Origin of the sequence: Flavobacterium cerinum (assembly GCF_024496085.1) — a bacterium.
Classification (GTDB): Bacteria; Bacteroidota; Bacteroidia; order Flavobacteriales; family Flavobacteriaceae; genus Flavobacterium; species Flavobacterium cerinum_A.
This window is the reverse complement of the sequence record NZ_CP101751.1, coordinates 3,481,827-3,506,444: the sequence shown is the minus strand read 5'-3', so window position 1 is coordinate 3,506,444 and position 24,618 is coordinate 3,481,827. Positions and strand designations below refer to the sequence as shown.

Genomic DNA, 24,618 nt, shown 5'->3' with positions numbered 1-24,618 from the left:
TAGAGAAGCAATAATAAAAAAGTCCCGAATTTTCGGGACTTTTTTATTATTGAATTTCAGCGCTTAAACCGGCATCCAGCAGTGATGAACACTGTGGTTTCAGGTCTTTATACGAACCGGTTTTAACCGTGCATTTTCCGGTATAGTGTACCAGAATAGCACATTGTTCCGCTTGCTCGGCCGTATGGTCACAAACGCGAATTAAAGTATCAATTACGTGATCGAAAGTGTTTACATCGTCATTAAACAGCACGATTTCATTGTTTAGCGAAATCAGTTCTTCAACGGATACACTTTCTAAAACTTTTTCATGGGTACTCATAATCAGAAGCTTAGTTTAATTTTTAGCTAATTTACATATTTTAGAGATACCCAATTGTTCTTTTGTAACTTTTTAACATATGTCAATCCTTTCTCTGTACACGATGCATCGATAAAAGGAATATCTTCTTCATAAAAGCCGCTTAATAAAAGTAATCCGCCTTTATTCAGACAGTTAACATACGCCTGCATATCGTTTAGGAGTATATTTCGGTTGATGTTTGCAATGATCAAATCGTATTTCTGATCTACAAGCAGCGCAGCATCGCCTTCATAAACCGTGATGTGTTTGCAGTTGTTACGTTCTGCATTTTCAATAGAATTCAGGTAACACCAGTTATCGATATCAATAGCGTCGATTGGTTGTGCACCGCGCATTTCGGCTAAAATGGCCAAAATAGCAGTACCGCATCCCATATCCAAAGTTTTCATACCGGTTACATCGGTTTCCAACAGGTGTTGTGCCATCATAAAAGTCGTTTCGTGATGTCCGGTTCCGAAACTCATTTTCGGTTCGATCACGATATCATATTGTGCGTCGGTTTTTTCATGGAAAGGGGCGCGGATATGACAAATACCGTCAATATCGATTGCTTCAAAGTTCTTTTCCCACTCTTCATTCCAGTTCACTTGTTCGATTTCTTCAAACGTATAGGAAATCGTAAATTCATCAGAGTGTAAAATCTGAATATCATCCAGTATATTTTCATTCCAAAGCTCTTTTTGAACATAAGCGGAAAGTCCGTTTTCGGTTTCAATAAAACTTTCGAAAGCTGTTTCTCCCAGTTCGGCAATTAAAATTTCCGATCCTAACTCCTTGGGTTCCACTGTAAAATGATATCCTATATAATTGTTCTGCATAACATTAATTTTTCGCAAAGGTAACATTATCTTAATATCGTCCGCCAATAAATAACATTAGTTTTGCTGTCAGATAACACAACACTAACATGAGATTACAACTAACCTTTGTTTTACTGTTCTTTGCAGCTGTCTTACAGGCGCAGGACATTAAGATTACTACCAAAGATAACGATTTAAAATTAGCCGCATTACCCTATTACAGCTATGGTAAGGGCTTAGGGATTACGTCTGCCGATAGTCTTTTTCAATTGAATATCCGTTTTCGGATGCAAAACAGAATCGGGTTTATCAAGAATGAAGGAGAGGATGATGCGTATGACGGACAGATTCGTCGTTTGCGTTTGCGTTTTGACGGTTATGTAGGAAATCCGCATTTCCTGTATGTATTGCAATTGTCGTTTGCACCGGGTGATGTAGGGGAGATTCATGATGGTGAAAACATCAATATTATTCGGGATGCGGCGGTGATCTACAGACCTAATCGCAACTGGAGTTTTACATTCGGACAAACGAAACTACCGGGGAACCGTCAACGGGTGAATTCATCCGGAGCTTTACAGTTAACCGATCGTTCGATTAATAATGCAAAGTTTAATATTGACCGCGATTTTGGTATTCAGGCCTATTTTCTAAATGAAAAGAAGGATCAGTTCTCTTATAATTTAAAAGCAGCCGTGACAACCGGAGAAGGTCGTAACTGGACAAAAAGCCCGGATAACGGTGTCGCGCTTACCGGTAAAATCGAATTATTCCCGTTAGGTGCTTTTACAAAAGACGGATCGAACTTTGAAGGCGATTTGGCACGTGAAAAAACACCGAAATTATTGTTTTCAGGAGCTTATCATCAAAATAATAATGCAAGAAGAACGCAAGGACAATTGGGTGATGATTTATACCAGCAAAAAACGATGCGCTCCTTTTTTGCGGATGCGATGTTAAAATACAACGGTTGGGCGGCGATGGCATCCTATATGTCACGTGCTTCACACAATCCGATAGCGGTTGATCCGTTAGATCCGACTTTAACGAATTACGTATATGTCGGACATGGTATGGATTATCAGTTGAGTTATACGTTCCCGACGAATTATGAAATTATCGGACGTTTTTCGACACAAAAAGCAAATAAAGATATTCAGGCTTTAACACCGAATACAAATGAATATACTTTAGGATTGACCAAATACCTTTGGGAGCATGCTTTTAAACTACAAACGGAGTTTACGTATGACCGTTTAAGTTTTAATGACGGATCAACTAAAAATAACTGGTATGTTCGTTTCCAGATCGAAATAGGAATCTAGATAAAAACGCCCGACAGGTTTCGAAACCGGTCTTGCAAAAACACCTGACAGGTTTTTAAAACCTGTCAGGTGTTTTTTATTTCCGTTTGCCGAACCAATTCCCGGAATATGGCCGCGCAATCCGGTAATTGTATTTTCGGAGCGGATTGTCCGGACCACATATTCGTAAAATTGTTATTATTATGTTGTTGTGCTACCTGGCGTAACGGTGTAGTTAAACTATTCTGAATCGGGTAGGGAAGCGGTGTAAGTCCGCTATGATCCAATGCCGACATAAATTGATTCTGAAGTCCTCTGGCCCATCGACCGGAAAAAGTACGGGTAAGTGTACTATCCGTATCCTTAGCGTTTAAAACGGCCTGTTTATAGGTCGGAATGGCCATACTTTCGGATGAAGCAATAAAAGCTGTCCCGATTTGAACACCGGAAGCACCCATAGCAAGTGCCGCCCGGATTGTATTACCATCATTAATAGCACCGGAAGCCAGAACCGGTTTGTTAATACGGCCGACAATTTGCGGAACCAATGCCATAACACTTACTTGCGGTAATGGAATAGTATCGAGAAAAGTACCGCGATGTCCTCCGGCTTCGATTCCCTGTGCAGTAATAATATCAATATTTTTTTTATCGAGTATTAGTGCTTCTTCAAGACAAGTCGCTGTTCCGATTAAAAGAATCCCGTTTGCTTTTAATTTTAAAAGACTCTCATCATCCGGAATTCCGAAAGTAAAGCTAACGATGGGAATCTGCTCGGCAATAAGAATATCAATTTGGGATTTATAAGAATAAAAGACGAGTTTCTCAATTGATTGAGCGGGAAACTCCAATCCGTTTTTTCGGCCGAGTTCTGACAGATATTCCTGCATTTGTTGCGCTTCGGCAATAGTAATATCAGGGATAGTATGAGCAAAAAGATTAACCGCAAAAGGATATGAAGTTAATTGTTTTGTTTTTCGAATCAGTTCAGTTGTTTTTTCCGGAGATAAACCGCCAACCGGTAAAGAACCCAGTCCGCCTTCATTGGCAATCGCGGCGACCATTTCAGGTGTTGTTACGCCTAACATAGGAGCCTGAACGATCGGGTAGCGGATTTGTAATTTTTCGGTAATTAAATGGTTCCGGGTCATGATAATTGTTTTCTCAAATTTATAAAATTGTCAGACCTTAATTCTGTTTTAGGAGCAATTTAACGCCCTAAAAACAAAAACCGGATTGGAAACGAATCCAACCCGGCTTTCTCCTAAAAATATAATAAACTACTTAACAACCAGTTTTTGAGTGATCCCTTCATCGGTTTTGATCAGATAAATACCTGAAGTCAATTTAGATGTATTGATCAACATAGCGTTTTTTTCCGACTGGATTAATTTTCCGGTCAGATCGTATAATGAATAACTCGCCATACGGTTAAAATAAACGACTCCTTTAGTAGACGGATTCGGGAAGACGGTAAATGTTTTCGGAGCACTAACATAATCGTCGTTGGTTAGATTTGCTGTATTTACTTCATACATACTGATCGTTCCGCTGATTTCATTGGCTACTGCCACATAATTTTTACCGTTCGGACTGTCAGCTGCTTTGATAAAAGTAACACCTTCAGGACCGAAATCACCGGAATAAGCCGAAGTGCTACGACTGTTTTTATAGTCTACGAATTTTACATCATTTGGATTGGTTACGTCATAAACCATCACACCACCAACACGTTCCAAAGTGATAAAAGCGAATGTTTTACCGGCGATTTGCGTTACAGTAACGCCTTCCGGTTCCGGACCTTTGGCACGGCTTCTTCCTTTTTTAACGTTATCACCGTGATCGGCATTGAAAATCGGACTGATAGACGGTGTCATTGCGGTATACATTTCGAAATCATCACCACTGTCAAATACGATTTCTTTAGTATCGGCATTAAAGATGGAGAAGGAACGGGATCCTAAGATTTTGATTTCTTCAAAGTCGGAATCTGAATCGGTGTTACCGTTAAGGTTCGTTACACGTAATCTTCCGGCATTGTGATTTTGTTTTAAAATGGATGCATTCGGAAAAATGGCAGGATCTAAAGTGTACGTATTAGCACCGATAGTGGTTCTTTCGGTTAAACCGGCATATTCTTTTTCATCTCCTTCGTTAGCCATAACCAGATAAGTGGTTCCGTTTACGCTATAGTTGGCTACAGCATCCGGAATATAATAGGCTTGAATCGGCCAGTTGGCAATTAATACCTCATTATTGTTATCGGATATATCCATTCCGTTACCCGGCAAACTAATATCTTTTGTTCCTAAAGCCCAGATATCGGTAGCGGTTTTGGTTACCAGATCAATTTCAGCAATTGCATTGTTTTCCTGTAACGTTACCCATGCTTTTTGTGAATTTGGACTGATGGTGATGTATTCCGGTTCCAGATCTTCGGCCAGTGTACTGGTACTTTTTGTTTTACGTACACCGGATGCGATCAAAGCCGCTTCCTGAGCGTTAAAAGAAGCAAATGAAACGGTTGTTACATTCGATTGCGAAAGTGAAGCGATACCTCCTGAAATATCGATAATCGAAACGGAACCTTCCGGATCTACGGTATACGCATCGTTAGGTTGTCCTTCGTTTGCGGTTATTACTTTTGTTCCGTCCGGTGTAAAAGTCACCATGTCGGGTAAAGCACCTACGGTTACTTGTTTTAGGAATGTACCGTTAGTGTCGAAAAACACTACAGATCCGTTTAATTGTTCGTTGGCGTTAGGTGAAGCAACAGCCACTACTCCGTTTTTAACGGCTACACTGGTGATTCCACCGTAAGATGCCATGTTTATCGAGTTGATCACGCTTAAAGCAGTCGGATTTGAAAAGTCGATGATCTCCAGTTTGTCGGAAATCGCACTAATGGTAAAAAGACGTTGCGAAGCCGGATCATGTACGATAATTTCACAAGAACTGCTACTGGCTCCGGACGGGTCGAAACTACCGATATATTCCAATTGAATATCGTTATTCGGTACCGGCGCCTGTCGGTCATTATCTTTAATATACACAGTAGCCATTGGATTTCCGTTAATTGATAAGCCAACCGGGTTTTCAAGACTTAGAACAAAATATTCAGCATGTTGTTCTTCCTGGTTGTCATCGATAATCGGAATTGAAATGGTTTGGGTAGCGGTACTTCCGGCTGTAAAATGTAATGTTTGCGTCTGTAATGTAAAGTCATTTTGATCAGCTGTACTGAACGGAGCTGCTTTTACAACTAAATCGACTGATGCATTAGCAGGATTCGTCAGATTTAGGTTAAATGATAGCGTACCGTGATTTTCGTTTACCGTTACAAAATTGGAAGCCATCGCGATCTTTGTATCAAAGGCAACGGTAGAAAAAGAAACCGCAGAACTATATGTTATGGCATTATCATGCATATCTTCGATCTGATTCGGTAATAAGAATACAAAATAGGTAGTACTGTTATTAAACGGCTGAGCTGGGTTGATCGTAATCGTGTTCGTGTTGTTGTCAAAAGTAGCGTCAAATGGTACAGTAGCTCCTGTGATACTGCCCTGGCGTACCTGGACTAAAGCATCAACATTGGTATTGGTAATAGGCGAATTGTCAATCAAACGAACGTTTTCATTAAAAGAAATGGTAGGTTGCGTATTGATGGCAATGTTAGTTGTATTGTGGGCCGGATTAAAGGTAACTTGCGGAGGCGTTGTATCATTACCGCCAACTGTAGTTCCGGTAATGGTCAGATTATCAAAACGGTTATTTCCGCTCGAACCGGCAGCTGTAGTACCTCCGAATTCAATTTTAAGGGCAAAATTAGGGTTGTTGGCCGCACCGGTAATTCCGGAGAAGTCCAAAGTAACCACCTCATATGTAGGTTCAGTTTGAGGAGAATAAGAAGTCACAGCCAGACCGGTAGTGATAAAGTCCGTTCCGTTTAAGGTATAGGAATAATTTTGAATTGAAGCTCCCTGAGTGGTTCGGGTTGTAGCAAATTTAATAATGATGTTCTGATATCCGGTTGTTGGCGCATTAACCAGTAAGGCTCTGGTATTACTCGGATTTCGCGGGCGTAATCCCAATCCGGCAGCATCTCCGTTTTGAGCGTTTAAAAGTGATCCGGCTACATTGTCCATATATCCGGCACCGGTTCCGGGATAAGAAATTAAAGCTCCGCTTGATAATAACGAAGCATCCGGTGCAACAGTTGTAAGAGTTCCGGAAGGTAAGGCGTTAAAATTCCAGTAATGAATCTGTTGTGTTTGTCCCCAGGAAAAGGTTGTTCCCATAAAGAGAAACAGACGTAATAAGTTCTTTTTTGAAGTGTAAAGTTGTGTCATGTGTGTTGTTTTTGTTGGCTACAAAAGTGAAGGTTTAAGGTTAGGGAAGTATTAACTTAAAAATAAATCGGTGTGATATAATGTTTAAGAATAAGTTAGGAAGGTAAACCGATGATAGCGCCGGTGTTAATTTATCTTTTCCCGACGCTTACAGTAGTATAAAAAAAGCGGATAAAAAGGCCGGTTTTAAGAAAGGTTTATAATTTTTAACAGCTACTAAATATTAAGTTAAAAAGCGTTAATTGGATTTTGTTTTTAAGTACTTTTGCGACAATTTATAAAAACAATACCAACATCATGGGTAAAAAAATAGTCTCATTTTTGTTCTCCACGCGTTTAATGGCATTCCTGTTTATCTTTTTTGCGGCAGCAATGGCAGTAGGAACGTTTATTGAAAACGATTATAATACCACAACCGCCCGAATCCTGATTTACAATACCAAATGGTTTGAAGGGATTATGGCCATTTTCGTGATCAACTTTTTCGGAAATATCAAGCGTTATCAACTACACAAAAAAGAAAAGTGGGCAACGTTATTACTTCACTTGTCCTTTATCTTTATCATTTTGGGTGCATTTATCACCCGATATATCAGTTATGAAGGAGTAATGCCAATCCGTGAAGGCGAAACTGCACATCAGATTTTTTCAGACAAAACATATCTGACTGTTTTTGTAGACGGTGAATATCAGGGCGAAATGAGAAGAAGAACATTTGAACAACCGGCTTTGTTTTCACCGGTGACGAATAATGATTTTACGATCGCTAAAAAATTCAACGAAACGCCGTTTGAAATCCGTTATAAAGATTTTGTAATGGGCGCGAAAGAGGTTATAAAACCGGATGAAAAAGGAACTTTGTTTTTAAAATTGGTAGAATCCGGAGACGGAACCCGTCATGAACATTATCTGAAAGAAGGAGAAGTACAAAATATCCACAATGTATTGTTTGCTTTTAACAAGCCTACAGACGGTGCTATTAATATCATAAAGGAAGGGGATGATTATAAAATCAAATCCCCTTTTGAAGGAAACTTTATGCGAATGGCCGATCAGATGAAAGGTGATGTTGCTAAAGATATCGTTCAGCCGTTAATGTTCCGTTCCTTATATAATATGGGTGGAACGCAATTCGTATTACCGGAAGCGGCGATGAAAGGAAAAATCGCTTTCGAATCGAACAACGATTTTAAAGACAATAAAGCGGATGATGCTTTAATATTAACCGTTAAGGTAGGTAATGAAGAACACGATGTTACGTTATTGGGAGCGCGCGGAAAAATGGGCGTTCCGAATTCCTTTAAGTTAGGAAATCTGGAATTCACGATGATGTACGGAAGTAAAGTGTATGAAACACCATTCAATATCCGATTAAATGATTTCGTAGCCGAGAAATATCCGGGAACGGAAAAGAGTTATGCTTCTTTCGAAAGTAAGGTAACGGTAATTGACGGTGCTGAGCATTTTGACGAACGTATTTATATGAACCATATTCTGGATTATAAAGGATACCGTTTCTTCCAGTCGTCATTCGATCCGGATGAAAAAGGAACCGTACTTTCGGTAAACCACGATTTCTGGGGAACTAATATTACCTATTTGGGTTACTTCTTACTTTATATCGGACTTATGGCCATTTTATTTGATAAAAACACCCGTTTCGGCGACCTGAAACGTAAACTGCAAAAAGTAAAGGATAAAAAAGCAAAATTATTACCTGTAATAGCCTTGTTGTTCGCTTTTACCGGATTTGCTCAGAATCACGACCACAAAATGCCGTCGGAAAAGCAAATCGATTCGCTACTCACAAAATATAGAGTATCGGAAGAGCAGGCTGCTAAATTCGGCCGATTGGTTATTCAGGATCAGGGCGGACGTATGAAGCCTATTAATACGTTCTCCTCCGAATTATTGCGAAAAGTAAGCAAACAAGATCATTATAAAGGAATGAATTCCGATCAGGCTTTCCTTTCCATGACACAATTTCCGCAGGTTTGGTATAACGTACCGTTGATCTATATGAAAAAAGACAACGACAGTATTCATAAACTGATCGGAGTAGAACTGGGTGAAAAATATGCACCATTGGTGAAATTCTTCGACGAAAGAGGAAATTATAAATTGGCCGGTGTTTTGGATGAAGCGTATAAAGCCGCTGTTCCGAATCAGTTCCAGAAAGATTTTATTGAAGCAGATAAAAAAGTTAACCTATTATATTCGGCTTTAAGCGGACAAATCTTAAAAGTGTTCCCGGTACCGAATGATCCGGGGAACAAATGGGTATCGTTTCTTGAAATCAATGAGCAGACGCATACAGCATTGGATTCAATTAAAAACGTAATTCCGTACTATTTAAGCAGTATCGATAAAGCGGCTGTAACCAAAGATTATAAATTGTCAAACAGCTTATTAAAAGGGCTGGAGAACTATCAGATCAAATACGGAGCAAAAGTGCGCCCAAGCGACAAAAAGATTGATACTGAGATTCTGTATAATAAATACGATATTTTCAAAAAACTATTCTCCTGGTATATGTATGCCGGAGTATTGATGTTCCTTTTGGTAATCATTAAAATTTTCAATGCGAGCAAGCCGGTCAACATATTGGTGAAAATTTCTCATGCTATCATTATAGTATTGTTTTTATTACATACAGCCGGATTAATTTTCCGTTGGTATATTTCCGGTCACGCGCCATGGAGTGATGCTTACGAATCGATGATTTATGTAGGATGGGCGACAATGCTTTTCGGATTGCTTTTCGGAAGAAAATCGGAATTAACAGTTGCTTCGACAGCTTTTGTAGCGGCGATGATTTTAATGGTGGCCCACTGGAACTGGATGGATCCGGCTATTGCTAACCTGCAACCGGTTTTAAATTCATATTGGTTAATGATTCACGTAGCGGTTATCGTAGGAAGTTACGGTCCGTTTACATTGGGAATGATCCTTGGCGTTGTAGCGCTATTACTGATGATTTTTACCAACGAAAAGAATAAAGCAAAAATGAACCTGAACATTCAGGAGATTACTTATATCAACGAAATGGCACTTACTGTCGGATTAGTGATGTTAACGATCGGAAACTTCCTGGGCGGACAATGGGCTAACGAAAGTTGGGGACGTTACTGGGGATGGGATCCGAAAGAGACATGGGCATTGATCAGTATTATGGTATATGCTTTTGTAATCCACATGCGATTCGTACCGGCGATGCGAGGAAAATGGTTCTACAATGTAATTAGTGTTTTAGCTTTTTATTCGATCCTGATGACGTATTTCGGTGTAAACTTCTATCTGTCCGGATTACACTCGTATGCCAAAGGAGATAAAGTGGTAACGCCTAATTTTGTGTACTATTCATTGGGAATCGTCTCGTTTATTGCGATACTGGCGTATTACAAGAATAAAAAGTACCTGCATAAAAAGAAATAAAGATAGAAAATAGTTAAAAAGCCGTCAATTGACGGCTTTTTTTATTTTTGTGTTAACTGATTGAATTTTTATCATTTTATTAACATAAATACTGTTTAAATTTATCTCCGTTAACCAATAAAAACAAAACAACATGAAAAAAGTGGTTTATTTAGGAATGGCCTTATTATTTACAATGGCAATGTCGGCTCAGGAAGTAAAAAAAGAAGCAGATAAAAAGGTAAATGAAGCTAAAAAAGAAATGAAGCATGAAGGCAAAAAAGCCAAAGCAGAAATGAAAGCCGAAGGTAAAGAAATGAAGAACGAAGCGAAAAAAGCCAAAGGCGAAGTAAAAGCGGAAGTGAAAGAGGAAATGAAGAAAAAGTAAAAAATAAAGCGGCTTAAAGGCCGCTTTTTTATTCTGACTATTTTAGCTTCTGAACCTATCATTAAATTAATGTCAATTCGCAATTAAACGATTTGAGCAGAGCTTCAATATTTTTGTATTCTTCTTCGCTTTCCGTACTTTTCAAAAATAAAGGCTTGTAATAGAAATATTTGCCGTCAATTCTCTCATAGGATTCATCCATTTTCTTTTTAACGGTATAAAAGTCTTTTAAAGCTTCTTCTTTATTTACATTTTTTAGTTGCTGAATCAAATCAACAACAGCGGCTTCATCGTTTCCTCTGGTTTCAAGAAACAAGGAATAACTTTTCCGACTTCCCAACGATACATTTTGCGTTTCAAGATAAGCGCGTATTTCATCGTTCAGTGCAACATTCATAGGTGTTCCGCCACTAAATGTTTTGGTTTCATAATGCGGAACATCAAGTTCCTGATTTAACAATGCACCTTTTTCAGCCAACATTTTCAGGCATTCGAGATTTCCCTTTAAACTAGCCTCGAAAACAGCCGACCATTTTTTGAAGTTAGGATCAAATTCCGGCGCATTTTTAACCGATTTCTGCTTGAACAGATGCTTTAACATTTTCGGATCTTGTACAAACATCGAAAGTTCCGTGTTTTCATGAATTAAACCTTCGGAATGAAACGTGGCTCCGGCAACTAATAGTTGATCAATTGATTTTTTGATTTTTGGGTGATATTCTTTAGCATTCGGATTTCCATACCAACCATAATAACTTTTAAGCGCATTGGTTAATGGTGAAAACCCGATTTTGCTTCTACCATTCACATTAGCACCGCGACTGATTAAAAGACTGCAATTTTCGGGATTTTTGTCAGTTCTGAAAATAGGAGTATTGTCATAATTATCCTTGATTTCGATATCCATTCCCTGATCGAGTAGAAATGTGATAAATTCGGTGTTGCCATCGGTTTTGGCGGCCAGATGAAGTACGGAGTTGTGATATTTATCCGTGAATCGAAGGTCGGCACTATGATCAATGAGCAACTGACAAATCTCGATTTTTTTAGCAGTATTGGAAAGATACGGCAATTCAAATATCGGAACAGATCCGTATTCGCTAGCCTGATTGACGTTTTTCAGTTTTTTCAGGATTTTTTTTACGGTTGCAACATTGCCGCTTTTGATAGCATCATTCAGACTATCAATCAATTCTGATTCATCCTTTTCGTTGGATTTAAAAACAACGTCTTTAATCGCTTCCTGAAAATCAGGATTACTCCAGTTGGCTTCCGCATATTGAACAATCAAAGCTTCCACACTCGGGTCCAATGTATAATAGGTATCGCTTAATTCATTGTGCAGTTTGTTCAGTTTTTTATCAAAACCGCTAACGTAGGCATAGTCTCCGTAAAATGAAGTGGTGTGCTTATCGGATTGGTAGATAAAATCAATGAATTTTTGAACGATTTCCAAACCTTTTTCACTTTTGATATTCTGAAGCGCTTCAATCAGATAATCCGGATTAAAACCTTCTCCCAAATTGGAGAAAAGCTGCTCGATACCACCGTTTTTAATTTCTCCGTCAATTCGCATAGTCAACCAAATGGTTCGTGCAAATTCATTTTGCTCCTGAAACCGATCGGAAGAAAGACTGACTTGATTGTGCATGTATTCAAACAGTGGGTAAATATCGGAAATGGAATAAATAGCTATTTTTTGATTGGAAAGCGAACTCATTTATAGGTAGTTTTTTGGTTAAAGTTTAGCTTTGTCGTAAAGTGGTATTTAATTCGGCCGGTTATAAGCAGTTGCGGGTTTTTATGCTCCAATATTCCACTATGACTAAAGCCGAATATATAAAATTACCTTTATTTTTGTTAAAGAAAAGATTACAAAAAATGAATATTTAGTTGGTTAAGAATTTAATTTATATGAATAAATATTATTTTTTAGAAAGAGATTATACAGAAGGTGATATTATAATACCATTTGAGTATCATCAGTCTTTAGAAGTAGTACTTGACGGAAAAGAGTCTAAGTTGAAAACAATACCTTATATTGGGGATAATGATAGTGATTATATAACTTCCGGGATGCATGTTTTTTCAAAGCGCTTTATGGAGTTTATACTTTCTATGAATATTGAAAATGTTGTGTTTATTCCAATTGTGATCGCACAAAAAGATAAAAATGAGAAAACGTTTTATTTGTTAAAATTGAATACGTCTGAAGATTGTATTGATTATGAGAAGTCTGATGTAGTAATCATTCAGGATTTAATACGAAAAATAAACAAATTAAAGCTTAAAGATGATTTTGATAAATTACTTTTTCAGATAAAAGGCTTGAAATTAAGAATTGCAGTGAATGAAGCAATGAAAATAGCCATAGAACAACATAAATTTAAAGGAATTAAATTTTTAGAAATCAGTTAAGGCAAAAGCAATGAAAAAAATAATTTATTACAGTATTAAACAGGCTACAGAAAGTGAAAATGTTGGTTGTTGGCCTCAGTTAGAACCGCCAAAACGCTATTGGAAAATAAAGAATAATTATGATGACGCATTGGATTTTAGGAAATTTCCGGAAGAAGCTCCGAACCTTGATCATTTCACATTAAAACGCATAGCGAAACGAACAGATGTTTTAAGTGCTGAAATGCCGGGTGTCGGTTCGCGTATAGGAATGTTTGTGAGTGACAAATTTAAAACGCTTGTAGGGAATTATGCCTTAAAGGATTTTCGGTTTTACGATTGTAAGCTAATTTCCTTATACGATGAAAACTTTCATAAAAGAAATGAACCTGAATTATTTCATTTTAATTATCTGAATTTGATTCATACTACCGATCTTATTGATTTTAAGCAATCGGTATATGAAAATTTAAAAACCAATCAAATGGTTACTATAGAAAATGAAGAACAAAGATCGATGTTTTTATACCCCAGAAAATTAGTTCTGACAGAAACCCCTGATTTATTTTGCTCTCCTTATGATGTCAGTATTCTGGTTTCCGAACCACTCAAAGCTGCGATAGAAGAAGCAGGTATTACGGGTGTTTGGTTTGATGACCATATTGTTTGTGAGTTTTATACTGCCGATGCCGAAGCCGCGGATTTGTAATCCGTGGCTAAATTGATATCACGGATTTGCAATCCCTGATTAATAAATGACAATTTTTATTCTGTATAATCCAGATCCTTGTTATGTGTTTCGGCAATCGTAAGCGTCGCATAAATCGCCAGAGCAAAAACAACCAGCCCGACAATAGTAGCCGAAAAGACAACCCCGTTTTTTATTTTTAGATGATCAAATGCTATTAACATCACCGGAAGTAAGCCGCGAACCATATTCGGAATCGTAGTGGCTGCCGTACTACGGATATTGGTTCCGAACTGTTCGGCGCCAACCGTAACAAACATCGCCCAATAACCGGTGCCTAATCCCAACCAGGCACAATAAAAATAATACATATTAGCTGATCGCGTTCCGCCATATAACATCAGAATAATTCCGACTATCGTAAACAACATCATATAGAAGATCGCTTTTTTTCGCGAACGCAATGCCTGTGAAATCAGTCCGCTGGCAAAATCGCCCACCGAAATTCCAACATAGGCCCACATAATTGCTTTACCGGGTTCAATTTCCCCGATTCCGAAAGAAGCAGCAAATTGATTTCCCATTACAGCCAGAATTCCCACGCAAAACCAGGTTGGTAATCCGATGGCAATACACTTTATATATTTTATAAACCGTTCTTTATTCGTGAAAAAGCTTAGAAAATTTCCTTTTTGAATCTCGGTATCCCGAATGTCTTTATAAATTCCGGATTCCATTACGCCAACCCGTAAAAAGAGGAGAAAAAGACCAAGTGAACCACCGATAAAATAAGCATAAGTCCAGTCACCGGCGAGTTCTACCGTAAGTTGTGCAACTACGGCACCTAAAAGACCGAAACCGGCCACAATAGAAGTTCCGATGGCGCGTAGTTCCTTAGGAAGGGATTCGGATACCAAAGTAATACCGGCGCCTAATTCACCCGCGAGTCCGATACCGGCAATAAAGCGAAGTATAGCATACGTTGTGGCTTTATCATCAAATGGTAAAAACGGAAGAAAACCGCATAAAATATTAGCTAATGAGTACACCAATATGGAACCGAAAAGTACCGAAAGACGTCCTTTTTTGTCGCCTAACATCCCCCAGATAATACCGCCTAATAGCAGACCAACCATCTGAAAGTTAAGAATCATCGTACCGTCGGTATCGACATCAAGTCCCAGTGTTTTTAGACTGGGAACGCGAACAATACCAAATAACAATAAATCGTAAATATCGACAAAATAGCCCAGGGCAGCTACAATTACAGGAAACGATAATAAATGTTTAATTTTTTGGAATTCCATTTATATTTTAGGTTAAGTATTGCCAAAAATATAAATAATTGTGTTTGAGAGCTTTTTTTTTGGATGATTATTTTTAAAGGGTTCTAATTCACTTTAAATTCATTCAGACGGGCCAGATCCAGCTGATTGGTTTTGTAAAACGTATTGGCTTTAATCAGCAATTTCTTTAATTCGTCTTTGTTGTTTATTTTCTGCCAGTAGCGTAGTTCAGTGTACAGTAAATCGGCTTTATCATCGTTGTCGTGAGTGGAATTGCGTAGGGCTTCGATTTTGGATTTGATCACGGCAAAACTGTTTTTTTCTTTTACAATATCCAAAAATTGATTGATAACATAGGTGGCACCGGCTACAGTTTCATTATCCGTCATTTTATTAAAAAGCGCAACGGCTTCCGGTTCGCGACCTTCTTTAATCAGAACAGCGGCTTCCTGTTGCCATAGATACGCATCAGGATTAGTACTAAGTCCTGTTTTTTCTATCAGTTCTTTAACGGATTTAATTTTAGCCAGATTCCAACTGTTTTTTGCATCACTATTGATCGTTTTTAATAGAATCTCTTGTAAGACTTTAATTTCGGTACCGGCTTTATATCCGGTTTCAAAGTCTTTTAGCTTGTCGATATTATTGACCCAATACGTAAAAAAGCCATTATCGATGGAAAAAACACAGTTTTTGAGTAGGGTATAACTTTTTTGCGTAGCCAACTGATCCTTTGGAAAAGCATCGTACAAATCGTTTGCAATACGATTCACCATACGCTCATCTTTATAAAGTTGTACCAGATTAGAATAAGCATAAAGGGTACGGATGCTTTTGTCGCCCGAGACATATTTTTTAGCGAGATTGGCAGTTCTCTCTTCCGGATCCAGAGCGGTTTTTCCAACTGTATTGATCAAATAATTAGCATCCGCTTTTGCTCCGGAGCAATGAATCAGGGTATTGTCGGAATCAAAAAACAGAAAATACGGAACGCTTTCCAGTTTTAACTTGGATTGCACAATATAGAGACTATCTTCTTTTTTAATGTTTTCGGTATTCATTCTGTAATTAACAAAATGAGTGTTATAAAAATCGCCCATTGCCGGATCTTCAAATATCGGATTCAGTGTTTTACAAACCGAACAGTTTTCATTATAATATTCAATAAAAACGGGTTTGTTTTCTTTTTTTCCTTTTTCAAGTGCAGCCGATAAACTGGATTCAAAACGAACACCTTGCGCGTTGAGCGATAACACTGTTAAGAACAGAAACAGGAGGGAAGTTATTTTTGTAGTCATACCGTAAGAATTTAGATCGGAATTAAAGGTGAAAAGTCCTGTAAAATTACCATTATAGCCGGAGATATAAGGAGTGCTGTAACCGGATTAACATTTTTTTAGCCTATGCTATTCAGATAGTTTTATTCGCAAAATGAATGCTATTTGTGGGTGTTTTGGTAAAAACTATACTAAAGATAGGAAAAATAGCGTTTAATAAGTTTAGGTTTATCGTTTTTAATCTGAAAACGGTTGGTATTGTGCTACTATGAAAGCACATTTTCAGTTTTACTACATTTTTTTGACGTCATATTACAGAATAGGATATAGTCTTTTCAGTTGTGTTTATTACGGTGATTGCCGGTTGTAATTTTATTCCGTTAAAAGTAATATAATGAAGCACGAACTCAACATAATGTCTATTTGGGAAGCTGAAACCAAAGCGCTCTCTTTTTTACAGCGACTTTTTTTCAGACGTCCGAAAGCGACTCCGAAACCGCTTACAACACCCAAGGTTATCGGTGAAGAATGTAACGGCATTATGTTAGGAGGAAAAAAAGTAAAATCACTGTTGTTTTCAACCGATATGGCGATCATTGAGAATAATGATGCCGATGCAATACTGGCTGTATATCCATTTGCCCCTTCTCCGAAAATTATGGAGGTATTAATTAACTTTTCCGATAAACCGGTAATATGTGGTGTAGGCGGGGGGCTTACGCAAGGGAAGGTGGCAATGGAAATGGCTATTCAGGCTGAAGCTTTGGGTGCGGCTGCGATTATCGTCAATCAGCCGTTTAAAAATAAAGATATTGCCAGCATCCGGAAGAAAATTAAAATACCGATTATTTCCAGTGTATCAATAGCTGATTTTTCATTTCAGGATCGGGTAGATGCCGGTGTGGATATTTTTCATATCACCGGTGGCAAAAACACAGATAAAATACTGGAACATATTAGTTATGCAGTTCCCGGTTATCCGATTATGGCGACCGGCGGAAAAAGCCTGGAAAGTATTCAGAATGCCATTAACTCCGGAGCTGATGCAATTGTGTTAAATCCGCCAACTAGCGGAGAATTGTTCAAATCGATTATGGATGGGTATCGCAAAGGATTGGATTATTTGCGACATTAACCGTGTGAGGTATTATGAATTAATTTGTATTCCTTTTTCGGTTATGCTTATATAGGTGTTTTTTCCATAGGCCATTAAATCAAAAACTTTGGCGTGATATTGGGTACCAGGCCATTTTTTAAATAGCAATCTGCCATTCATCCAGATATAGAGTTCGTTATCATTGGTGATTTGCTTGTAGATCATTTTGATACCTCTTGTTTTTATTGTATCCTTAAAAGTAAATTACGACTTCGCTTTTTTGTATTCTTTTATAACGCTATTGTCGATCTGATTGTCTTTTAAAATAGCGATGATCAAATCTTTTGGCGCTTCTTTTCCGTTTAAACTAACCAGTATTTCAAGTGTCATATTGTTGTTCTGACTGATAAACAGTAATCCGTAATCCGGACTGAAATAGGAGATACCGGTAATCATCGTTTTATGATTATGTCGGGAACCACACAACGGATCATAGCAGTTATAATCAATGTGTTTATATAAAGTATATTCTTTATCCTTAAGATGATAGGTTATCGGTTCGGCATAAAAAGCATCGGTTAATCCGTTTTGTAAGGAATCTTTCGTTTTTACGGCCTCTTTGGTAAACGGAAAAGTGAATTTTCGTTGATGACCGTGTATTGTCATTTCGATAGTATAATTTTTTTCTTCAGCTCGAATAATACAACCTGAATATTTAAATTCCTGAATTTTTTCTCCGTGAAATGCAATGTATTTGGCACTGCTAAAACGACTTACCGGACGTATGTCGACGCTACCTTTTTGTGAATAACCGATAAATGTGTTTAAAAGCAACAGGCAAACTGTAATAAAGCGAATCATGCTAATCTTTTTTCAAAGATAGAGATTATCCCGCTTTAGTCCGTCCAAAATAAGTTGGGAATTGTAAGGACTGATACTGCTGATATGTAAAGTATATTCTTCTTCATAATCATTATAGGTTATCCGGATAAGGTCGAAATCCGTTAGCCAGTAATATTGATATTTATCGGAACATTCCGGTAGAAAAACATAATGATCATTCATGTGATTTATGATGTTTAGACTCTTTTCTTTAGCAAGATATTTTACCGGTGACGACTGGTAGTATTGGTATTCCTGTTCCAAAGCCTGAATTTCGATCATCGTTTCGATGGTTTCATACAAACAAAAGTATTGATTGACTGCATCGTCCCAATACCAAACGGATCCGTTTTCTGTGAGTAGGTAATTGGGTTCTGTTTTGCTGTTATCGAATGAAAAGGTCGCTTTATCGTTGATAGTAGTGTAATATATTTTTTGATTTTTGCGTATGATGCCATCGGATAAAAAATACAATCGGATGGTATAATCGGGATTCGCGTTTTCTACAAAAGTATAACCGGAATAGTCTTGTTGGATTTGCAGTAATCGGTCGGGTTGTTCCAAACGATACCGGGACAGGTATTTTTCGGGACTATCGGCTGTAGTCATCCAGTCAGTAGCTCTTTTGAGTGTGTTTAAGTAGTTAATTGCCCGAGTTGAAAGTGTTGCCATATCGATTATAAAAAGGAATACAATTTATAAAACTTTCTAATACAAAAAACACCGGCCTTTTACAGAACCGGTGCTTTTCAACCAAAAACCAACCCTTTCGGGTATTATGAAAACTATTTTATGTGTTTTGATCCGTTAGTATCGGATACTTTTTTATGTTGTTTTAGTTTAAACAGCTTCCTGATTACGAAAAACCAGTTTGCCGTCAAAACTGTCGAGTAGTACAATACTGTCGGTTGCCACTTTTCCGGAAAGGATTTCTTTAGACAACTCGTTTAGTACTTCTCTTTGGATCACCCGTTTTACCGGACGGGCACCAAAATGCGGATCATATCCTTTGTCTGCCAGATAATCGATAGCTTCCGGAGTTGCATCCATCGTGATATGTTGTTGTGCCAACATTTTGATAACACTTTTCAGTTGTAATCCTACAATCTCACGGATATTAGCAGTGCTCAACGGTGTGAACATTACAATCTCATCAATACGGTTGATAAATTCCGGACGAACGGTCTGTTTTAATAAACCTAACACTTCTACCTTAGCGGCTTCAGTTGCAGCTTCAACACTACCTTTCAGATTTTCGAATTTTTCCTGTATGATATGACTACCCATATTGGATGTCATAATGATAATCGTATTTCTAAAGTCGGCTAAACGACCTTTGTTGTCTGTTAATCGTCCTTCATCCAATACTTGTAATAAAATGTTGAACGTATCCGGATGGGCTTTTTCAATCTCATCCAGTAAGACCACAGAATACGGTTTTCTTCGTACTGCTTCCGTCAATTGACCTCCTTCATCATAACCTACATATCCCGGAGGCGCACCTACCAGTCGGCTAACACTATGACGCTCCTGATATTCACTCATGTCGATACGCGTCATTGCATTTTCATCGTCAAATAAGTATTCGGCCAAAGCTTTTGCCAATTCGGTTTTACCGACACCGGTTGTTCCGAGGAAAAGGAAGGAACCGATTGGTTTACGGGCATCCTGAAGTCCGGCGCGACTACGACGTACGGCGTCACTAATCGCCTGTATGGCTTCTTCCTGTCCTACAACTCTGTGGTGTAGTTCGTCTTCCAGATTCAACAGTTTTTCACGTTCACTTTGCAGCATTTTGGTTACCGGTACACCGGTCCATTTGGCTACAACTTCTGCGATATCTTCATGGGTCACTTCTTCTTTAATAAGGGAATGACCGGATTGATTTTCTAATAATTGTTTTTGTAATACATCCAGACGTTCCTGAGCTTCCTTGCTTTTTCCGTAACGGATTTCGGCTACTTTTCCGTAATCTCCGTCACGTTCGGCGCGTTCGGCTTGTAATTTCAAATCTTCAATTTCCTGTTTGGTCGCCTGAATATTATCGACTACGTCTTTTTCCGATTTCCATTTGGCAAATATTTCGTTGCGTTCTTCTTTCAGATTCGCAAGATCCATTCCGAGGATTTTCAGTTTGTTTTCGTCATTTTCACGTTTAATCGCTTCAATTTCGATTTCCAACTGCATGATTTTTCGATCCAGTACATCCAATTCTTCCGGTTTGGAATTGATTTCCATACGCAGTTTAGATGCTGCTTCGTCCATTAAGTCGATCGCCTTATCCGGTAGAAAACGATTGGTAATATAACGTTGTGATAATTCCACAGCGGCTATAATCGCATCGTCTTTGATTCGTACTTTATGGTGTGCTTCATATTTCTCTTTGATACCGCGAAGGATTGAAATTGCACTTTCAGTATCCGGTTCGTCTACCATTACTTTTTGGAAACGACGCTCAAGCGCTTTGTCTTTTTCAAAATATTTTTGATACTCGTCTAATGTCGTCGCACCAATAGCTCTTAACTCACCGCGGGCCAAAGCCGGTTTTAATATGTTGGCTGCATCCATTGCACCTTCACCGCCTCCGGCACCTACTAATGTATGGATCTCATCAATAAACAGGACAATATCTCCTTCGGCTGAGGTTACTTCTTTTACAACGGATTTTAAACGCTCTTCGAATTCCCCCTTATATTTTGCACCGGCGATAAGAGCACCCATGTCCAATGAAAAGACTATTTTGTCTTTTAGGTTTTCCGGAACGTCACCTTGTATAATACGATGTGCCAATCCTTCTGCAATAGCGGTTTTACCTACACCGGGTTCACCTACCAGCATCGGGTTGTTTTTCGTACGACGGGACAGGATTTGTAAGACACGACGAATTTCTTCATCACGTCCGATTACCGGATCCAGTTTACCGTCGTTAGCCAACTGGTTCAGGTTTTTTGCATATTTGTTTAGGGCGTTATAGGTTTCTTCCGCAGATGCCGAAGTTACTCTTTCTCCTTTACGGATTTCATTAATGGCGCTTTCCAGCCCTTTTTCGGTCACACCCTGATCTTTCAGGATTTGTGCCACTTTACTTTTGGACTTAAATATGGCCAGTAACAAATGTTCGATAGAAACGTATTCATCGTTCATCTTTTTAGCGATATTCGCAGCCTCATTTAATGTTGTTCCGGATTCACGGGAAAACATCAGTTCGCTTCCGCTTACTTTAGGGAAACTTTGGATTGTACTGTCCAAAATTTGTTTGAACAGGTTTACATTCACATTCAGTTTTTTCAAAATGAATGGTGCTACATTCTCATCAACTTCAAGAATACCTTTAAAGATATGTTCGTTTTCGATTTGTTGATGGCCTGAACCTTGCGCAATCTGTTGCGCTTGTTGCAGGGCTTCCTGTGATTTGATTGTTAAATTGTTAAAGTTCATATTTTTAAATGTTGTTTGTCGATTATGGTAGTTTTTTTAACTTTGATTGGTATAAGTCAATTTATGTTCCAATATAAAAAATAAGACAAATTGGCGTTTTATTGCTTAAATTTACAAAATATTAATGCCAAAATGGCGTAAAATCGGACAAAAATGGGGTTTTTAGATAAAATATTTGGAGGAAATCAGGAAGCCGCTCCTGATAAGGTGAATTGGAAACCGTTAGAACAAACGACACTGGACGTACTGGAACAACAGTCTTTTGAAAAGCCGGCGGTTATTTTTAAACATAGTACCCGATGCAGTATCAGCAGGATGGCCTTAAAACAATTTGACAGGGAATTTGATCTTGATGATGATCAAATGGATTTGTATTTTCTGGATTTACTGGAGTATCGTCCGCTTTCAAATGAAATCGCCGAGCGTTTCGGAGTACAGCACGAATCACCTCAATTACTTGTAATTAAAGAAGGGAAAGTAGTTTATCATACTTCACATAGTGGTATTCAGGCCGATGATTTAAAAAAATGGGTATAAAAAGAGGTGCACTGTTTCACCTCTTTTTATCATTATAATTCCTGTTGCATTTTTCGACGAATAGCATCCAGACATAAATTATTAATACTGCCTTCGTGCGTATGTGAAGTCGTTTCCGGTGCTTTGTACGTCCCGTTTTCAACTTGTTCCGCGACAATTTTATAAGCATCGCGAAAAGTTATTCCCTGCGTTACCAGTTCGTTTAAAGTATCTACAGTGAATAAATACTGGTATTTCGGATCGTCTAAAATGGTTGTATTGATTTCAATATCCTGTAACGCATAATGAGTCATTTCCAGACAGGATTTGAGATTTTCGATGGCCGGAAATAATCCCTCTTTTAATAATTGAAATTCCCTGTGGTATCCGCTGGGTAAATTATTGGTTAACAGTGTTAGTTCGTAGGGTAAACTTTGTATTTTATTGGATTTACCGCGAATGAGCTCGAAAATATCAGGATTCTTTTTATGCGGCATAATACTGGAACCGGTTGTAAGATGTGCCGGTAGTGTGATAAAACCAAAATTCTGGCTCAGGTATAAACAAATATCCGTAGCCATTTTAGAAAGAGTAGCGGCAATACTACTCATGGCAAAAGCCATTGTTTTTTCGGATTTCCCGCGACTCATTTGGGCTGCAACTACATTATATTTTAGCGAAGCGAATTGTAATAATCCCGTTGTGTAGGTACGGTCTATCGGAAAGGAACTCCCATATCCCGCTGCGGAACCTAAAGGATTTTGATCGACTACTTTTAAAGCGGCGTTCAGCAGTGAAATATCATCGATCATCGTTTCGGCATAAGCAGAAAACCACAATCCGAAAGACGATGGCATGGCAATTTGTAAATGCGTATAACCGGGCAATAGAACATTTTTATGTTTTTCGGCCAATGTCAAGACTAATTCAAACAACGTTGAAATTAGTGTTTTTAAAGTCTGAATTTCCGATTTCATATAAAGATGCATCGCAACTAAAACCTGATCATTTCGGGAACGTGCCGTGTGTATTTTTTTTCCGGTATCACCTAATTTTTCAATAAGCAGGAATTCGATTTTGGAATGTACATCTTCAAAAGTAGCCTCAATACTGAAACTTCCGTTTTGAATATACTGTAAAATATCTTCCAGAACCAGCACAATGTCGGTTGTTTCCTGTTCTTCCAATAAACCGGTTTTAGCCAACATTTTGGCATGTGCTATGGAAGCTAATACGTCATATCGTGCCAATACCAAATCGAGTTCGCGGTCGTTGCCTACCGTAAAGTGTTCTATTTTTTGATCGGTTGCGATCCCTTTTTCCCATAATTTCATAGTATCATATTTTTTGGATTAAAAAACCGTTGAGTATCTGGATATATAAAGCGATTCCGGTTTCGACCTCATCGCGAAAAATAAATTCATCAGCCGTATGGGAGCGCAAGGAATTTCCGGGTCCCAATTTAAGTGACCGGCAATATAAAACCGATTGATCTGAAAGGGTAGGAGAACCGTAAGTTGTGCGCCCTAATGCAATACCGGATTGCACCAACGGATGTTCCGGAGCAATTGACGAAGCATTCAGATGCATGGATCTGGGTTGTATAATTGCTTTTACATTTTCCGTTACGATATTCAGTATTTCGGTATTGGTATACAGCTCATTTACGCGTATATCCACGACCAAATGACATTGAGACGGAACGACATTATGTTGTTTTCCGGCATTAATCTGCGTGACGGTCATTTTAACGGGACCGAGAATTTCGGAGACTTTTTCAAAGTGGTACGATTGGAACCACTCGATTATTTGCAATGCGTTGTAAATCGGATTGTCGTTGTTGGTATGTGCTGCATGGCTGGCCGTTCCGTTTACCGTTACATCCAATACTAAAAGTCCTTTTTCGGCGATTGCCAATTGCATTTCGGTCGGTTCGCCTACGATGGCGCAATCCAGCTCCGGAAGTTGTTTTAAAACACTGTTTAATCCGTTTGGTCCGCTGCTTTCTTCTTCGGCTGATGCTACGATAACAATATTATGAGATAGGTTTTCCTGTGCATAAAAATAGGTGAAGGTAGCTAAAAGTGAGACCAGACAACCTCCGGCATCATTACTTCCTAATCCGAAAATTTTACCGTCTTTTTCCAAAGCTGTAAAAGGATCGAGTGTATAGCCCTGATTAGGTTTTACGGTATCGTGATGGGAATTTAGGAGGAGCGTAGGCTTTGTACTGTCAAAATGCAGATTGTAAGCCCAAAGGTTGTTGTTTTCTCTTGTATACGGAATATTATTCTGATCAAACCAATTGGCAATCAGTAAAGCTGTTTGGTTTTCTTCTCCCGAAAAAGAAGGCGTTTCGATTAGCTTTTTTAATAATTCAATCGCTTCGGCGATTAAGGTTGTTATCGTTTTCATA

At 38.4% G+C, this 24,618-nt stretch carries 20 protein-coding genes; 7 read left to right on the top strand and 13 right to left on the bottom strand.

The genetic code is table 11. The annotated features are described in order from the left end of the window. Positions 1-46: 46 nt before the first annotated feature. Positions 47-322 (bottom strand): ATP-dependent Clp protease adaptor ClpS, encoded by a 276-nt coding sequence (locus NOX80_RS15745; RefSeq protein WP_256550758.1) that lies wholly within the window; start codon positions 320-322, stop codon positions 47-49. A 26-nt stretch (positions 323-348) separates the two neighbouring features. Next, complete coding sequence (prmA, locus tag NOX80_RS15740; protein ID WP_256550757.1) at positions 349-1,182, bottom strand: 50S ribosomal protein L11 methyltransferase; 834 nt, start codon at positions 1,180-1,182, stop codon at positions 349-351. Positions 1,183-1,271: 89 nt separating this feature from the next. On the opposite strand from prmA, the gene NOX80_RS15735 reads away from it, so the two are divergent. Further along, positions 1,272-2,489 carry a porin gene (locus NOX80_RS15735; protein WP_256550756.1) on the top strand — a complete coding sequence of 406 codons (1,218 nt, stop codon included), beginning with the start codon at positions 1,272-1,274 and terminating at the stop codon, positions 2,487-2,489. Positions 2,490-2,554: 65 nt separating this feature from the next. On the opposite strand, the gene NOX80_RS15730 is transcribed toward NOX80_RS15735, so the two are convergent. Then, a complete protein-coding gene (locus NOX80_RS15730) occupies positions 2,555-3,619 on the bottom strand; it encodes an NAD(P)H-dependent flavin oxidoreductase (RefSeq protein WP_256550755.1) in 1,065 nt (354 codons plus the stop codon). Between the two features lie 129 nt (positions 3,620-3,748). Further along, positions 3,749-6,820: a choice-of-anchor I family protein gene (locus tag NOX80_RS15725; RefSeq protein WP_256550754.1), complete on the bottom strand. Its 3,072-nt coding sequence runs from the start codon at positions 6,818-6,820 to the stop codon at positions 3,749-3,751. Positions 6,821-7,117: 297 nt separating this feature from the next. Between NOX80_RS15725 and ccsA the strand changes: the two genes are divergently transcribed. Together ccsA and NOX80_RS15715 are read left to right on the top strand one after the other, a co-directional pair. Continuing rightward, entirely contained in the window at positions 7,118-10,255 is a 3,138-nt protein-coding gene (gene ccsA, locus NOX80_RS15720) for a cytochrome c biogenesis protein (RefSeq protein WP_256550752.1), read from the top strand. Positions 10,256-10,388: 133 nt separating this feature from the next. After that, positions 10,389-10,622 carry a hypothetical protein gene (locus tag NOX80_RS15715; RefSeq protein ID WP_256550751.1) on the top strand — a complete coding sequence of 78 codons (234 nt, stop codon included), beginning with the start codon at positions 10,389-10,391 and terminating at the stop codon, positions 10,620-10,622. Between the two features lie 61 nt (positions 10,623-10,683). Here NOX80_RS15715 and NOX80_RS15710 read toward each other — a convergent pair whose 3' ends face one another. Continuing rightward, positions 10,684-12,342: an ankyrin repeat domain-containing protein gene (locus NOX80_RS15710; RefSeq protein WP_256550750.1), complete on the bottom strand. Its 1,659-nt coding sequence runs from the start codon at positions 12,340-12,342 to the stop codon at positions 10,684-10,686. Between the two features lie 194 nt (positions 12,343-12,536). On the opposite strand from NOX80_RS15710, the gene NOX80_RS15705 reads away from it, so the two are divergent. Next, positions 12,537-13,040: an imm11 family protein gene (locus tag NOX80_RS15705; RefSeq protein ID WP_256550749.1), complete on the top strand. Its 504-nt coding sequence runs from the start codon at positions 12,537-12,539 to the stop codon at positions 13,038-13,040. Positions 13,041-13,050: 10 nt separating this feature from the next. Beyond that, complete coding sequence (locus tag NOX80_RS15700; protein ID WP_256550748.1) at positions 13,051-13,728, top strand: imm11 family protein; 678 nt, start codon at positions 13,051-13,053, stop codon at positions 13,726-13,728. A gap of 56 nt (positions 13,729-13,784) precedes the next feature. On the opposite strand, the gene NOX80_RS15695 is transcribed toward NOX80_RS15700, so the two are convergent. Then, positions 13,785-15,014, bottom strand: coding sequence for an MFS transporter (locus tag NOX80_RS15695; RefSeq protein ID WP_256550747.1), 1,230 nt, complete (start codon positions 15,012-15,014; stop codon positions 13,785-13,787). An 83-nt stretch (positions 15,015-15,097) separates the two neighbouring features. Next, positions 15,098-16,291: a thioredoxin family protein gene (locus NOX80_RS15690; protein WP_256550746.1), complete on the bottom strand. Its 1,194-nt coding sequence runs from the start codon at positions 16,289-16,291 to the stop codon at positions 15,098-15,100. A gap of 373 nt (positions 16,292-16,664) precedes the next feature. On the opposite strand from NOX80_RS15690, the gene NOX80_RS15685 reads away from it, so the two are divergent. Continuing rightward, a complete protein-coding gene (locus NOX80_RS15685; RefSeq protein ID WP_256550745.1) occupies positions 16,665-17,405 on the top strand; it encodes a hypothetical protein in 741 nt (246 codons plus the stop codon). A 12-nt stretch (positions 17,406-17,417) separates the two neighbouring features. On the opposite strand, the gene NOX80_RS15680 is transcribed toward NOX80_RS15685, so the two are convergent. The 4 genes from NOX80_RS15680 to clpB form a co-directional block, all read right to left on the bottom strand. Next, positions 17,418-17,591, bottom strand: coding sequence for a hypothetical protein (locus tag NOX80_RS15680; protein ID WP_256550744.1), 174 nt, complete (start codon positions 17,589-17,591; stop codon positions 17,418-17,420). A 39-nt stretch (positions 17,592-17,630) separates the two neighbouring features. Beyond that, the gene (locus NOX80_RS15675) at positions 17,631-18,227 is read right to left on the bottom strand and encodes a hypothetical protein (protein ID WP_256550743.1); all 597 of its coding nucleotides are present in this window, start codon (positions 18,225-18,227) and stop codon (positions 17,631-17,633) included. A gap of 12 nt (positions 18,228-18,239) precedes the next feature. Beyond that, positions 18,240-18,920 carry a hypothetical protein gene (locus tag NOX80_RS15670; RefSeq protein ID WP_256550742.1) on the bottom strand — a complete coding sequence of 227 codons (681 nt, stop codon included), beginning with the start codon at positions 18,918-18,920 and terminating at the stop codon, positions 18,240-18,242. A gap of 168 nt (positions 18,921-19,088) precedes the next feature. Next, a complete protein-coding gene (gene clpB, locus NOX80_RS15665) occupies positions 19,089-21,686 on the bottom strand; it encodes an ATP-dependent chaperone ClpB (RefSeq protein ID WP_256550741.1) in 2,598 nt (865 codons plus the stop codon). 153 nt (positions 21,687-21,839) lie between these two features. Here clpB and ytxJ point away from each other — a divergent pair, with 153 nt between their 5' ends. Further along, positions 21,840-22,223, top strand: coding sequence for a bacillithiol system redox-active protein YtxJ (ytxJ, locus tag NOX80_RS15660; RefSeq protein WP_256550740.1), 384 nt, complete (start codon positions 21,840-21,842; stop codon positions 22,221-22,223). Between the two features lie 32 nt (positions 22,224-22,255). Here the strand turns inward: ytxJ and argH are convergent, their stop codons facing one another. After that, positions 22,256-23,536: an argininosuccinate lyase gene (argH, locus tag NOX80_RS15655; protein ID WP_256550739.1), complete on the bottom strand. Its 1,281-nt coding sequence runs from the start codon at positions 23,534-23,536 to the stop codon at positions 22,256-22,258. A 4-nt stretch (positions 23,537-23,540) separates the two neighbouring features. Next, positions 23,541-24,617 carry a M20 family metallo-hydrolase gene (locus NOX80_RS15650; RefSeq protein ID WP_256550738.1) on the bottom strand — a complete coding sequence of 359 codons (1,077 nt, stop codon included), beginning with the start codon at positions 24,615-24,617 and terminating at the stop codon, positions 23,541-23,543. Position 24,618 lies beyond the last annotated feature (1 nt).